Annotated in this window: 12 protein-coding genes; 6 read left to right on the plus strand and 6 right to left on the minus strand. The window is 67.2% G+C overall.

Going from position 1 to position 14461, the window contains the following annotated elements:
• Positions 1 to 4: 4 nt before the first annotated feature.
• The gene (locus H289_RS0109530; protein ID WP_020100551.1) at positions 5 to 634 is read right to left on the minus strand and encodes an Rv1476 family membrane protein; all 630 of its coding nucleotides are present in this window, start codon (positions 632 to 634) and stop codon (positions 5 to 7) included.
• Positions 635 to 795: 161 nt separating this feature from the next.
• Here H289_RS0109530 and acnA point away from each other — a divergent pair, with 161 nt between their 5' ends.
• Both acnA and H289_RS0109540 read left to right on the plus strand, forming a co-directional pair.
• Positions 796 to 3618 (plus strand): aconitate hydratase AcnA, encoded by a 2823-nt coding sequence (gene acnA / locus H289_RS0109535; protein ID WP_020100552.1) that lies wholly within the window; start codon positions 796 to 798, stop codon positions 3616 to 3618.
• Positions 3619 to 3680: 62 nt separating this feature from the next.
• On the plus strand, positions 3681 to 4247 hold the full coding sequence (locus H289_RS0109540; RefSeq protein WP_020100553.1) for a TetR/AcrR family transcriptional regulator: 567 nt from the start codon (positions 3681 to 3683) through the stop codon (positions 4245 to 4247).
• Between the two features lie 58 nt (positions 4248 to 4305).
• Here the strand turns inward: H289_RS0109540 and speB are convergent, their stop codons facing one another.
• The gene (gene speB, locus H289_RS0109545; RefSeq protein ID WP_020100554.1) at positions 4306 to 5316 is read right to left on the minus strand and encodes an agmatinase; all 1011 of its coding nucleotides are present in this window, start codon (positions 5314 to 5316) and stop codon (positions 4306 to 4308) included.
• Between the two features lie 88 nt (positions 5317 to 5404).
• Here speB and H289_RS0109550 point away from each other — a divergent pair, with 88 nt between their 5' ends.
• Entirely contained in the window at positions 5405 to 6004 is a 600-nt protein-coding gene (locus H289_RS0109550; protein WP_020100555.1) for a helix-turn-helix domain-containing protein, read from the plus strand.
• Here the strand turns inward: H289_RS0109550 and H289_RS0109555 are convergent, their stop codons facing one another.
• Positions 6005 to 7408 (minus strand): purine-cytosine permease family protein, encoded by a 1404-nt coding sequence (locus H289_RS0109555; RefSeq protein WP_020100556.1) that lies wholly within the window; start codon positions 7406 to 7408, stop codon positions 6005 to 6007.
• A gap of 217 nt (positions 7409 to 7625) precedes the next feature.
• Between H289_RS0109555 and H289_RS0109560 the strand changes: the two genes are divergently transcribed.
• The 3 genes from H289_RS0109560 to H289_RS0109570 are packed head-to-tail and all read left to right on the plus strand — an operon-like array spanning position 7626 to position 11536.
• The gene (locus tag H289_RS0109560) at positions 7626 to 9023 is read left to right on the plus strand and encodes an amino acid permease (RefSeq protein ID WP_020100557.1); all 1398 of its coding nucleotides are present in this window, start codon (positions 7626 to 7628) and stop codon (positions 9021 to 9023) included.
• Positions 9024 to 9818, plus strand: coding sequence for a carbon-nitrogen hydrolase family protein (locus tag H289_RS0109565; RefSeq protein ID WP_020100558.1), 795 nt, complete (start codon positions 9024 to 9026; stop codon positions 9816 to 9818). It begins immediately after the preceding gene.
• On the plus strand, positions 9815 to 11536 hold the full coding sequence (locus H289_RS0109570) for a flavin monoamine oxidase family protein (RefSeq protein WP_020100559.1): 1722 nt from the start codon (positions 9815 to 9817) through the stop codon (positions 11534 to 11536). The genes H289_RS0109565 and H289_RS0109570 overlap by 4 nt, the downstream gene beginning before the upstream one ends.
• Before the next feature lie 109 nt (positions 11537 to 11645).
• On the opposite strand, the gene H289_RS0109575 is transcribed toward H289_RS0109570, so the two are convergent.
• The 3 genes from H289_RS0109575 to H289_RS0109585 form a co-directional block, all read right to left on the minus strand.
• On the minus strand, positions 11646 to 11840 hold the full coding sequence (locus H289_RS0109575; protein ID WP_029105025.1) for a helix-turn-helix domain-containing protein: 195 nt from the start codon (positions 11838 to 11840) through the stop codon (positions 11646 to 11648).
• 96 nt (positions 11841 to 11936) lie between these two features.
• Positions 11937 to 13562, minus strand: a complete 1626-nt coding sequence (locus H289_RS0109580) for an ABC-F family ATP-binding cassette domain-containing protein (protein ID WP_020100561.1) — start codon at positions 13560 to 13562, stop codon at positions 11937 to 11939.
• Between the two features lie 40 nt (positions 13563 to 13602).
• On the minus strand, positions 13603 to 14433 hold the full coding sequence (locus H289_RS0109585) for an enoyl-CoA hydratase (RefSeq protein WP_020100562.1): 831 nt from the start codon (positions 14431 to 14433) through the stop codon (positions 13603 to 13605).
• Positions 14434 to 14461 lie beyond the last annotated feature (28 nt).

Here is a 14461-nt window from a genome sequence, read left to right on the forward strand (position 1 = left end):
GCAGCTACCGAGATGCCGGCGCGACGGCGTCCTGCGGCGCCGCAGCTGCGGCCGCTTTCCGGGCCCGGACCTGCAGAAACCGGGTACCGACGGCAGCCGCTACCACGCCGAGGATGACCACCACAGTGAACGACGTCCAGGGAAATATCGGCGTTTCCAGCTGGCTCACAAAATTCTTCGAGTTCTGCACAACGCTCGGCGTCTTCGCGAGGTCCTGACCGGCCTCCAACAGCGACCGGTCATAAGTCGGACTGACCGAGCCGGCGAAGCCGGGACTGAGGGTCAGCACGGTCGACTCGGGATACACCCGGCCGACGTCCGCGGCGATGTCACGCAGCGGGGTGTCGATGCCCGGACTCGTCGGCAGCACCACGATCTTGAGGTCGATGCCCTTGGCGTGGGCGTCGGCGACGACCTGACGCAGGGCGGCGGCCTCCTGCGCGGCCTCGGCGGCCTGCTTCGCTTCCTGCGGCGTGGCCGGCGTCTTGGCGGGCGCGATGCCCGGCGCACTGACCCCACCGTCACGAACCTGCGTGATCACCGTCGCCATGCACACGTCGACAGGGGTCTTGGCCGGGTCCTGCCCGACCGTGGCGCAGACGTCCGGCGGAATGAATGCCGCGAAAGTTGTCACGCGGCAAACGGTACTGGAATTTCCTCGAACTCCCTGACGGCGCACCCGGAACCCGACAAGACTGTAGCCACCCCCTGGGCGCTCATAGGACAAGCGTACTGTTAGGGTAGCAACGCGCCGCTGACACAGCCCGTCGCGGCGAGATCTAGCCGGGAGTTGATGTGAGCAGCAATTCATTTGGAGCCCGTGACACGCTCGTTGTCGGGGAGAACAGCTACGAGATTTTCCGCCTCGACGCGGTTCCGGGTACCGAGAAGCTTCCCTACAGCCTCAAGGTGCTTGCGGAGAACCTGCTGCGCACCGAAGACGGCGCCAACATCACCAAGGATCACATCCTGGCGCTGGCCAACTGGGATCCGTCGGCCGAGCCGAGCATCGAAATCCAGTTCACCCCGGCCCGTGTGATCATGCAGGACTTCACCGGCGTGCCCTGCGTCGTCGACCTGGCCACCATGCGTGAGGCCGTCACCGCCCTCGGCGGCGACCCGAACAAGGTCAACCCGCTCTCTCCCGCCGAGATGGTCATCGACCACTCCGTCATCCTCGACGTGTTCGGCACCGCCGACGCCTACGAGAAGAACGTCGCCCTCGAGTACGAGCGCAACTCCGAGCGCTACCAGTTCCTGCGCTGGGGCCAGGGCGCCTTCGACGACTTCAAGGTCGTCCCGCCGGGCACCGGCATCGTCCACCAGGTCAACATCGAGTACCTGGCCCGCACCGTGATGGTCCGCAACGGCCAGGCGTACCCCGACACCTGTGTGGGTACCGACAGCCACACCACCATGGAGAACGGCCTGGGCGTGCTGGGCTGGGGCGTCGGCGGTATCGAGGCCGAGGCCGCCATGCTGGGCCAGCCCGTCTCGATGCTCATCCCCCGCGTCGTCGGCTTCAAGCTGACCGGTGAAATCCAGCCGGGCGTCACCGCCACCGACGTGGTGCTGACCGTCACCGACATGCTGCGCAAGCACGGCGTCGTCGGCAAGTTCGTCGAGTTCTACGGCAAGGGCGTCGCCGAGGTGCCGCTGGCCAACCGCGCCACCCTGGGCAACATGAGCCCCGAGTTCGGCTCGACCTGTGCGATCTTCCCGATCGACGAAGAGACCATCAACTACCTGCGCCTGACCGGCCGCACCGACGAGCAGCTGGCGCTCGTCGAGGCCTACGCCAAGACCCAGGGCATGTGGCACGACGCCGACCACGAGCCGGCCTTCTCGGAGTACCTCGAGCTGGACCTGTCGACGGTCGTGCCGTCGATCGCCGGCCCGAAGCGCCCGCAGGACCGAATCCTGTTGTCGGAGAGCAAGATCGCGTTCCGCAAGGACATCCACAACTACGTGGAGGAGCAGCATCCGGCCGACCACACCAAGCTCGACGAGGCCGTCGAGGAGTCGTTCCCGGCTTCTGACCCGGCCGCCCTGTCGTTCGCCGACGACGGTGCCGTCAACGTCCAGTCCGCCGCCAACGGCGCCGAGGGCCGGCCGAGCAAGCCGGTGCGCGTCAAGGGCGACCGCGGCGAGTTCATCCTCGACCACGGCGCCGTCGCGGTCGCGGGTATCACCTCCTGCACCAACACCTCCAACCCGTCGGTCATGATCGGTGCCGCCCTGCTGGCCCGCAACGCCGTCGAGAAGGGCCTGACCAGCAAGCCGTGGGTCAAGACCAACATGGCCCCGGGCAGCCAGGTCGTCACCGACTACTACGAGAAGGCCGGCCTGTGGCCCTACCTGGAGAAGCTGGGCTTCTACCTGGGTGGCTACGGCTGCACCACGTGCATCGGTAACACCGGCCCGCTGCCGGAGGAGATCTCCAAGGCCGTCAACGAAGAGGACCTGACCGTCACCGCGGTGCTCTCGGGCAACCGCAACTTCGAGGGCCGCATCTCCCCCGACGTCAAGATGAACTACCTGGCCTCGCCGCCGCTGGTCATCGCCTACGCCCTCGCCGGCACCATGGACTTCGACTTCGAGACGGACTCCCTGGGCAAGGACACCGACGGCAACGACGTCTTCCTGCGCGACATCTGGCCGTCGGCCCAGGAGATCGACGACACCATCAAGAGCGCGATCAGCCAGGACATGTTCCGCAAGTCCTACGCCGACGTGTTCAAGGGCGACGACAACTGGCGCAACCTGTCGACCCCCGCCGGCGACACCTTCGCGTGGGACGACGCCTCGACCTACGTCCGCAAGGCGCCGTACTTCGACGGCATGGAAATGGAGCCGGCGCCCGTCACCGACATCAAGGGCGCCCGCGTCATGGCCCTGCTGGGCGACTCGGTGACCACCGACCACATCAGCCCGGCCGGCCCGATCAAGCCGGGTACCCCGGCCGCGGACTACCTGGACGCGCACGGTGTGGCCCGCAAGGACTACAACTCGCTGGGCAGCCGTCGTGGCAACCACGAGGTCATGGTCCGCGGCACCTTCGCCAACATCCGCCTGCAGAACCGGATTCTGGACACCATCGGCCTGGAGGGCACGCAGGGTGGCTACACCCGCGACTTCACCCAGGAGGGTGGCCCGAAGGAGTTCATCTACAACGCGTGCATGAACTACCAGAAGGCCGGCATCCCGCTGGTCGTGCTGGGCGGCAAGGAATACGGTTCGGGTTCGTCGCGTGACTGGGCCGCCAAGGGCACCACGCTGCTCGGCGTCAAGGCCGTCATCACCGAGTCGTTCGAGCGCATCCACCGGTCGAACCTGATCGGCATGGGCGTCATCCCGCTGCAGTTCCCGGCGGGCGAGAGCGCCAAGTCGCTGGGCCTGGACGGCACCGAGACCTTCGACATCTCCGGCATCGAGGAGCTCAACGCCGGCAAGACGCCGAAGACCGTGCACGTCACCGCCACCAAGGAGGACGGCACCAAGGTCGAGTTCGACGCCGTGGTCCGCATCGACACCCCCGGTGAGGCCGACTACTACCGCAACGGCGGCATCCTGCAGTACGTGCTGCGCAACATGCTGCGGTCGGGCAGCGAGGCCTGATAGCTGGCTGATTCGGTTGGGCAGCTCTCGGGCTGCCCAACCGAACGCCAGTAGGAGTCCTGGTGCCCAAAGTTAGCGACGATCATCTCGCCGCCCGTCGAGCGCAGATCCTCGACGGCGCCCGACGCTGTTTTTCCGAGTTCGGTTACGAGGGTGCGACCGTCCGGCTTCTCGAAGAAGCCACCGCGATGTCGCGCGGCGCGATCTTCCATCATTTCCGAGACAAGGACGCGTTGTTCTTCGCGCTCGCCGAGGAGGACGGCGAGCGGATGGCCGAGACCGTCGAGAAGGACGGCCTCGTGCAGGTCATGCGCAACATGCTGGCCAAGCCGGAGAACTACCAGTGGCTGGGCACCCGGCTGGAGATCGCCCGGCGGCTGCGCACCGATGCCGAGTTCCGTGCCGAGTGGCAGCAGCGCTACGAGGAACTCAACCAGGCCACCATCGCGCGTCTGGAGCGCAAGAAGGCCGCCGGCACGTTGCGTGACGACGTGCCCACCGAAGTGCTGCACATCTATCTCGACCTGGTGCTCGACGGCCTCATCGCGCGGCTCGCGTCGGGTCAGACCGGCGAGGATCTGACCGCCGTCCTCGACATCGTCGAGGCGTCGGTGCGGCGCAAGCCCTAGTCTGATCTGCCGAACTCCTCAACGCGGCTCGTACCTCGCCGCTTGATCGTCGTCCGGCTCAGCGGTTCGCGCTCATCACCGACAGCAGCTCGTAGCCGACGTGTGCGGCGGCGATGCCCGTCAGCTCGGCGTGGTCGTACGCCGGGGACACCTCGACGATGTCGGCGCCGACGACGTTCAGCCCGGTCAGCGAGCGCAGCGAATGCAGCAGCTCGCGCGACGTCAGTCCCCCGGCTTCCGGCGTCCCGGTCCCGGGCGCGTGCGCCGGGTCGAGCACGTCGATGTCAACGGAAACGTAGACCGGCGCACCGTTTTTCCCGTCGCTTCGCTCGCCCCCGCCGGCCAGGCGCTTCACCATGCGCTCCCGCACACTCGCCAGGCCGTCGACCTGGTAGTCGTCGGAGCGGATCACCTGGAAGCCGAGGATCGCGTCGTCCTCGAGGTCCTTCTTGCTGTAGAGCGGGCCGCGGATACCCATGTGCAGCGAGCGCTCCATGTCGATGAGGCCCTCTTCGCTGGCCCGGCGGAACGGGGTCCCGTGCGTGTAGGCGGCGCCGAAGTAGGTGTCCCAGGTGTCGAGGTGCGCGTCGAAATGCAGCACGGCGATGGGCCCGTGGTCGCGGTGCAGTGACCGCAGGATCGGCAGCGCGATCGTGTGGTCGCCGCCGAGCGTCAGCACGGCGCTGCCGTCCTTGCGCAGCGCGGTCACCTCGCTGTCGATGGTCTCGATGGCCTCATTGATGTTGAAAGGGTTGACGCCGATGTCGCCGGCGTCGGCGACCTGCTGGTTGGCGAAGGGCGACACGTCGAGCGCCTGGTTGTAGGGCCGCAGCAGCTTGGACGCGGCACGGATGTGCCCGGGGCCGAAGCGCGCGCCCGGCCGGTAGGACACGCCGGAGTCGAACGGGACGCCGAGGATCGTGACGTCGGGCGAGGAAACCTGGTCCAGGCGCGGCACCCGCGCGAAGGTGGCCGGTTCGGCGTAGCGCGGGAACCGGCTGGCATCGACCTGGCCGATGATCTCGCGGCCGTCGGGCGCGGTGGTCGTGATGTACCGGTCGAAGCTCATCAGTTCTCCAAAGTCGTGGCGTGTGGCTTGGGTCTCATTGTTTCCGGCAGTAGAATTATTGTCAACCTTTGTTTCCTAGGAGGAAAACGTGGGCGGTTCGCCGGCAACGCAACTAACGATCGCCGCACGGTTGAAGGCCGCCCGCAGCGCCAAGCGCATGACGCTCGACGAGCTCGCCGCCGCCAGTGGCGTGACCAAGGGCTACCTGTCGAAGGTCGAACGCGGCCAGTCCAACGCGTCCGTCGCCGCGCTCATCCGCATCTGTGACGCCCTCGAACTCCAGGTCGGTTCCCTGTTCGACGAGACACCCGTCGGCGAGGTGGTCCGCGCCGGCGAGTACCCGCGCATCGAATTCGGCGGCACCCGGATGACCGAATTCCAGCTGACGCCGACGGGCGAGCGCCGCTTCCAGGTCCTGATGAGCGACATCGCGCCCGGCGGCGGCAGCGGGAACGACACCTACTCGCTGCCGGCCGAAGTGGAGTTCGCGATGGTCATCGAGGGCCGGCTGCACATCGACTTCGTCGAGGGCAACGGCAGCCGCATCACCCTGAACCAGGGCGATGCGCTGACGTTCGAGGCCGACCGTCCGCACGCCTTCCACGCCGACGCGCAGTCCGGCGCGAAGGTGTTGTGGGTGCTGACCCCGGCCCTGGCGCACCGGCGCCTGGCCGAGGCCGCCGAATAGCTAGGCGGCGCTCAACTCCGCGCGGCTCCGTTCGACCGCGGCGTGCTCAGGCGCCAGGTCCACGCCGCGCGTCAGCACGTAGTACGCCAGCCCAGATACCGCCAGGCCGACGACGAACGAGATGTCCACTCCCCCAAGCATCTTGGCGATGGGCCCCTCGTAGAAGTGCAACGAGATGAACGGCACCATCGACACCATGCCGACGAGGTACGCCGCCAGTCCGCGCCACGACCACCGGCCGTAGATGCCGTCCGGCCGGAAGATGTCGACGATCGAATAGTGCCCGCGCCGAACGAAATAGAAGTCGACGAGGTTGACGGCCGTCCACGGGATCAGGAAGTACAGCATCAGCAGCACGAAGGTGTTGAACGACTCGAGGTAACCCTCGGGCAGCGACAGCGCGATGACGAAGGCGACGAACGACGTGAGCGCGATGCCGAGCACCCGCAGGCGCACGGTCGGCGTGATCGGCCGGAAGGCGTCGAGGGCGCTCATGCTCGTCAGGCTGGCGCCGTAGGCATTGACGGACATGATGGTCACCAGGGCGATCGACGCCACCACGACGGTGAAAGTGCCGAAGCCGGGCAGTAATTGGTTGCCGACGGTCTGGATCGAGACGATCGCGTCCGGCGTCGGCAGTGCCGATGCCAGCACCGCGCCGAGCGACATCAGCCACACCGACGACCCGGCGGCACCGAGGTAGGTCCACCAGATGACGTGCTTGGCCGAGGTGTTCTCGGGCAGGTACCGCGAGTAGTCGGAAACGTACACCGCGTACGAAATCTGGTATCCGGCCGCAGCGGCGAACTGCATGAGGAACACCGTCAGCGAGAACTTGCCGCCGTCGGGAACCGCCGCGTTGAGGTGCAACGTCGACAAGGCGTAGACGGTGAGGACGCCGAACACGACGATCAGCAGGTATGTCAGCCACCGCTGCACGACCATCATCAGGTCGAAGCCGACGACGGCGATGACGATCGCGGCCACCATCAGCCCGAGGTACCAGAGCCAGTTCGGGCCGGGGAAGACCGTCTTGAAGCCGGATGTGGCGAGGATCGTGTTGAAGACGTTGAAGCCGATGTACACGAAGATCACGGCGATGAACGGGACGAGCGCGCCGCGCGAACCGAACTGCGCGCGCGACTGGATCATCTGCGGCAGGCCCATCGTGGGGCCCTGGTTGGCGTGGAAGCACATGAAGAGCGTCCCGAAACAGGCGCCGGCGACGGCCGCCAGCACCGACCACCCGGCGGACAGTCCGTTGGCCGGCCCGAGGAAGCCCGTGACCATCGTGGTCAGCACGAAGTTCCCGGTGAACCAGAACGGTGCCTGGTGGTGCACCTTGCCCCTGCGTTCCCCGGTCGGGATCCAGTCGATGGACCGGGTCTCGATTGCACCTGCCATGGCATCCCCTTTGATGTGGCTCAGATCACTGGCCCTAGAGTAGGCATCCGCGGTCGCCAAAGGCAACAATTGTTTCCTAGCTCACTCCACATGTTGACAAGCGGGAGTGACGTACCGCACTCTGTTACGCGAGTCACAAATCTCGTGGCGCGCCCTCCTCCCCACGGAGCTCCCCTTGGCCATCACCGAGGCCCCTCGTCCGGGCATTCTGCGCGCCATGAGCGCACAAAAATCCGTCGACGACATCGTCGCCGCCAACGAAACCCCCGACGGCCCCCACCTCAAACGCTCGATGGGTTTCATCCATCTGACCGCCCTGTCCATCGGCGCGACGCTCGGCACCGGAATCTTCGTCATTCTCGGCGCCGCCGTCCCGAAAGCCGGTCCGGCAGTCCTGCTCTCGTTTATCCTCGCCGCCGTCACCGCGCTGTTCTCGGCGCTGTCGTACGCCGAACTGGCCGGCACCATCCCCGTCTCCGGCAGCTCCTACTCCTACGCCTACGCCACCCTCGGCGAGTTCTGGGCCTGGGTGTGCGGCTGGTGTCTGATGCTCGAATACGGCGTCTCGGTCGCCGCCGTCGCCGTCGGCTGGGGCGGCTACATCAACACACTGCTCCACCAGTTGTTCGGCATCGAACTTCCCGCCGCCATCACCGGCGCACCGGGCGAGGGCGGTGTCATCAACCTGCCGGCCATCGCGATCGTGGTCCTCGCCTCGATCCTGCTGCTCAGGGGCGCATCCGAGTCTGCCGCCGTCAACACCGCGATGGTGATCCTCAAGTGCATCGTGCTGGTGTTCTTCTGCGCCGTCGCCTTCACCGCGTTCAAGGCCGGCAACCTCACCCCGTTCATGCCGCTCGGCTTCCTCGGCGTCTCCGCCGCCGCGTCGCAGGTCTTCTTCTCCTACATCGGCTTCGACGCGGCCTCCACCGCGGGCAACGAGGCCAAGGACCCGAAGCGGGACCTGCCGCGCGCCATCATGGCCTCGCTGCTGATCGTCACAGTGCTGTACCTCGCGGTCGCGCTGGCGGCCCTCGGCGCGATGAGCTGGACCAAGTTCAGCGCCGACGAAGGCGCCACCCTGGCCGTCGCCCTCAGCGGCATCACCACCAGCAATGTGCCGGCCATCATCCTGTCGATCGGTGCCGTCATCGCGATCGCCAGCGTCGTCCTCGCCGTCCAGTACGGGCAGACCCGCATCCTGTACACCATGGCCGTCGACGGCCTGGTTCCCGGGCTGTTCGCCAAGATCAACCCGAGGACCTTCGTGCCGACCTGGAACATCGTCATCTGCGGTGTCGTCGTGTCGCTGTTGGCCGGTTTCGTCTCGCTGGGTGAGCTGGCCAACGCCACCTCGATCGGCTGCCTCTTCGCCTTCGCGCTCGTCAACATCGCCGTCATCATCCTGCGGCGCACGCGCCCCGATCTGCACCGCACATTCCGGCTGCGGCTGTTCCCCGTCGCGCCGGTGCTGGGATTCCTGTTCTGCTGCTACCTGATGTGGGCGCTGCCCATCGCGACGTGGATCGCGTTCGGCATCTGGGGTGCCCTCGGTCTGGCGATCTACTTCGGCTACAGCATCCGGAAGTCCAAGCTGCGAGTGGGCGCTGCCTAGATGATCACCGTCGGCATGTTCCAAGGTCCGCAGGAATCCGGGACCGTCGCCGAGAACCTCGCCGCCATCGCGGCGGCGGCCCAGCAGGCCGCCGCCGCCGGCTGCCAGATCGTCGTCACGCCCGAGATGTCGGCGACCGGTTACAACATCGGCACCGAGATCGCGCAGCGCGCCGAGCCGGCCGACGGCCCGATCTTCCAGGCAGTAAGCACGATTGCGCGTGACGCCGGGATCGCCGTCGTCTACGGATATCCCGAGTCCGCAGAAGGCAAGCCGTACAACAGCGTCCAGGTCGTCGGCCGGGACGGTGAGTCCCTCGCCAACTACCGCAAGACGCACCTGTACGGCTTCGACCGCGACTACTTCACCGCGGGTTCGCAGTGGGTCACGCAGTTCGAGCTCGACGGCGTCACCTGCGGACTGCTGATCTGCTACGACATCGAATTCCCCGAGAACGCCCGCGCCCACGCCGACGCCGGCACCCAGTGGCTCGTCGTCCCCACCGGGCTCATGGAGCCGTGGAGTTTCGTTGCGACACACATCGTTCCGGCCCGCGCCTACGAGAGCCAGATGTTCCTGTCCTACGTCAACCGCACGGGGTTCGAGAACGGCCTCGAGTACTGCGGACTGAGCTGCACCATCGCGCCCGACACGACCGAACTGAGTCGCGGTGGCCGCACCGAGGAACTCCTCGTCACCCACATCGATCCCGGCGCGGTGGCCGTGTCCCGCGCCGTCAACACACATCTCGGCGATCGCCGCCGAGATCTCTACCAGGAGAACCAGACCCGATGACCGTCCCTCAGCCCATCGAAGAGACGCAGCTGTCGGAGACCGGACCACGGTCGTCCGACAAGCCGATCACCATGTTCGGTCCCGACTTCCCGTTCGCCTACGACGACTACGTGTCCTCCGCCGACGGCCTCGGCGAGATCCCGGCCGACCGCCACGGCACCGAGGTCGCGATCGTCGGCGCCGGCTGCGCCGGCATCACCGCCGCCTACGAGCTCATGAAGATGGGCCTGAAACCCGTTGTCTACGAAGCCGATCAGATCGGCGGCCGCATGCGGTCCATCCCGTTCGAGCACGCCCCCGACGCGGTCGCCGAAATGGGGTCGATGCGGTTCCCGCCGACGTCCACGACGCTGTACCAGTACTTCGACAAGGTCGGCATCGAGACCGTCGAATTCCCGAACCCGCTGTCGGCCGCCGCCCCCAGCACCGTCGTCGACCTCAAAGGACAGACCTACTACGCCGAGAAACTCGCCGACCTGCCGCAGGCCTTCACCGACGTCGCCGACGCCTGGCGCCAGACGCTCGAGGACGGCGCCGACCTGCACGCGATCCAGAACGCCATCCGGGAGCGGGACACCCAGGCCCTGAAGTCGGCGTGGGGCAAGCTCGTTCGCGAACTCGACGACGAGACGTTCTGGGGCTTCCTGACCAAGTCGCATCACTTCAAGTCGTTCGAACTGCGCGAGATCTTCGGCAAGGTCGGCTTCGGCACGGGCGGCTGGGACACCGACTACCCGAGCTCGATGCTCGAAATCCTGCGCGTCGTGCTCACCGAGGCCGACGACAACCACCGCGGTGTGGTCGGTGGATCGCAGCAGCTGCCGCTGCGGTTGTGGAAGCGCGCCCCGCAGCGCCTCGCCCACTGGCCGGCCGGCACCTCGCTCGAATCGCTGCACGGCGGCCGCACCCGGGGCGCCGTCACCGACATCCGGCGCACCTACCCGAACCGCTACACCATCACCGACGCCGACGGGGAAACCCGCACCTACGACGCCGTCATCGTCACCGCCCAATCGTGGATGCTACTCAACAACATTCGCTGCGACGACGACCTGTTCCCGTCCAACGTATGGTCGGCCATCGAGCAGACGCACTACATGGGTTCGTCCAAGGTGTTCGTGTTGGTCGACCGCCCCTTCTGGAAGGACAAGGACGCGCAGGGCCGCGACGTCATGTCGATGACGCTGACCGACCGGATGAGCCGCGGCACCTATCTGCTCGACCAGGGGCTCGACGCCGACGGCAACGAGAAGCCCGGCGTCATCTGCCTGTCGTACACCTGGGAGGACGACTCCCGGAAGATCGTGCCGCTGAGCGCAACCGAGCGCATGGACCTGATGCTCAAGTCGCTGCAGGCGATCTACCCGAACGTCGACATCCGCAGCCACATCATCGAGACGCCCAAGACGGTGTCGTGGGAGACCGAGCGCAACTTCATGGGTGCGTTCAAGGCCAACCTGCCGGGCCACTACCGCTACCAGGAGCTGCTGTACACGCACTTCATGCAGCGCGATCTCGACCCACGGCATCGCGGCATCTACCTGGCGGGTGACGACATCTCGTGGACCGCGGGCTGGGCGGAGGGCGCGATCACCACGGCGCTCAACGCGGTATGGGCCGTGATGGATCAGTTCGGCGGGTCGACGTCGCCCACCAACCCCGGGCCGGGCGACGTCTTCGACATGATCGCCCCGGTCCGCCTGACCGACGAAATCTAGGACGCGTCAACGGGTTACGACCCGAGGAGCCGTCGTGCGCGTCCCCCGACCGCGCAGGGCGGCTCCGCGACGGTCCGTTCGCGGCGAAAGCGGCTGGGCCGCAGGATGTTCAGGCGATCTTGCGGCTGCGGTGATTCGGGCCGCCGCGGCTGCGCATGACCGCACCGGACTGCACCAGCATGCTGTGCACCGACCCATAGGATTTTCCGGACGTGGCCACCAATGACCTGATACTGGCGCCGCTCTCGTAGGCGTTACGCAGCTGGGTCATCATCTGGTCGCGAGATGCTTTGGATTGCCTCATCGCCGGTCCCCTGACTCTCCCCCGGCGGTATACCGGGCTGACGGGAATCAGCGTAAGAACAGCAGTCGCTCGGCGCGGGCGATTCGGTGAATCAGGTCAGGCCAATTCGATGAGATCGCGGTAGGTGTCCGACCAGAAGTCCTCAGTGGCGTCCGGCAGCAACAGCACGCGCTGCGGATTGAGCGCCTCGGCCGCACCCGGGTCGTGCGTCACGAGCACCACCGAACCGGCATAGCTGCGCAGCGCGTCGAGCACCTGCTCGCGCGACGCCGGGTCCAGGTTGTTGGTCGGCTCGTCGAGCAGCAGCACGTTGGCGGTCGAGGCGACCAGGCCGGCCAAGGCCAGTCGGGTCTTCTCACCACCGGACAGCGTGCCGGCGGGCTGATCCAGCTGCGGGCCGGTGAACATGAACGCGCCCAGCAGGCCGCGCAGATCCTGCTCCCCGGTGTCCGGGGCGGCGTGCCGGATGTTCTCCCACACCGTCGCGGCGTTGTCGAGGGTGTCGTGTTCCTGCGCGAAGTAACCGATCTTCAGGCCGTAGCCCGGTTCGATGCCGCCGGCGTCGGCGGTCTCCACGCCGGCCAGCAGGCGCAACAGCGTCGTCTTACCGGCACCGTTGAGGCCGAGCACGACGACGCGCGAACCCCGGTCGATCGCGAGGTCCACGCCGGTGAAGATCTCCAGCGAGCCGTAGGTCTTGGTGAGGCCCTTGACGATCAGCGGCGTCTTGCCGCACGGCGCCGGCGTCGGGAACTTGATCTTCGCGACCTTGTCGGCCACCCGCTCGGCATCGAGCTCGGCGATCATACGCTCGGCACGGCGCAACATGTTCTGCGCGGCAACAGCTTTGGTGGCCTTGGCGCCCATCTTGGCGGCCTGCGCCCGCAGTGCGCTGGCCTTCTTCTCGGCGTTCGCGCGCTCGCGGCGGCGGCGCTGCTCGTCGGTGGCGCGGGCGTCGAGGTACTTCTGCCAGCCCATGTTGTAGACGTCGGCCTCGCCGCGCACGGCATCGAGGAACCACACGCGGTTCACCACGTCGGCGAGGAGTTCGACGTCGTGGCTGATCACCACGAGGCCGCCGGTGTGGCTCTGCAGGAACGTCCGCAGCCAGCCGATGGAGTCGGCGTCGAGGTGGTTGGTCGGCTCGTCCAGCAGGAGCGTGGTGTTGGAGCCGGAGCCCTCGGATGCGGCGAACAGGATGCGGGCCAACTCGATACGGCGACGCTGGCCGCCGGACAGGGTGCGCAGCGGCTGCGTCAGCACCCGGTCGGGCAGACCCAGGCTGGCGCAGATGCGGCCGGCGTCGCTCTCGGCGGCGTAGCCGCCCAGGGCCGAAAACCGTTCCTCCAGAACGCCGTACCGCCGGACCGCCTTGTCGCGGGCGGCGTCGTCGACGACCTCGGCCATGATGGCCTGCTGCTTCTCCAGGTCGGCCAGCAGGGTGTCCAGGCCGCGGGCCGAGAGCACCCGGTCGCGGGCCAGGACGTCCAGGTCGCCTTCCTTCGGATCCTGCGGCAGGTAACCGACTTCGCCGATGCGCTCGACCGAGCCCGCGTAGGGCTGTCCTTCGCCGGCCAGGATGCGCAGCGTCGTGGTCTTGCCGGCTCCGTTGCGGCCGACCAGACCGATCCGGTCGCCCGGCTGGATGCGCAGCGCGGAACCCTCGAAGGCCAGCAGCGTGCGCGCTCCGGCGCGGACCTCCAGGTCCGTTGCGGTGATCACGCTGCTGCCTCCTTAGGGGTGCCGGGCTGCCCGGGCCGGCTTACTTGTCGTCTGTGAAGACCGCGGGTCGCTTTTCGGCGCGCGCGGCAACCGCCTCTTCGAAGTTGGCGGTGAGCAGTCGGATGAAGAGCTGACCCAGGCCTTCGGCCTGCATATGGCTCTCCAGACTACCGGCGTCCAGTCCACTCCAGAGAGTCCGCTTGGTCAATTCAATTCCCGGGCGGGAGAACGAGCCGATGCGCTCGGCCATGTCGAAGCAGGTTTGCAGGAGCTGATCGTCGGCGACGGTCCGCGACACCAGACCGATCCGCTCGGCCTCTGCCGAGTCGATGTCCCGGCCGGTGAGCATCACCTCGAACGCCCGCGACGTCCCGATGGCCCGCGGCAGCAGATAGGACAGGCCCAATTCGCTGGCCGTCAGACCGTTGTTGATACCCGCGGCCCGGAAGTAGGCGCCCTCGGCGGCGACGCGGATGTCGCACGCCAGCGCGAGGCACAGGCCGCCGCCGATCGCCGCGCCGTTCACGGCCGCGATGACGGGTTGATGCAGCTTGCGCAGGGCGAGGATGACATCGTCGAGCACTTCCATGGAGCGCAGTGCGAACGTCGGCCGGGTCAGTCCCGCGACGTGCGGCACCGAGCCGGCCGACTTGTGGTCGGCGCCGGACGAGAATCCGCGGCCGGCCCCGGTGAGGACGACCGCGCGCACGTCGTTGTCGTTGGTGATCTCGTCCAGGGCCGCCTTGAGCGGGACCATGACGTCGAATGCCATGGAGTTCATCCGCTCGGGGCGGTTGAGGGTGACCAGTGCGACGCCGGGGCGCGGACGGTCGACGAGTACCAGTGGGTTCTGTTCGCTCACGTCCTGCACGCTAGCGGGTGCGCAAAGTCACACCCGC

The sequence above is a fragment of the Mycobacterium sp. 360MFTsu5.1 genome (assembly GCF_000383495.1).
Lineage (GTDB): Bacteria > Actinomycetota > Actinomycetes > Mycobacteriales > Mycobacteriaceae > Mycobacterium > Mycobacterium mucogenicum_B.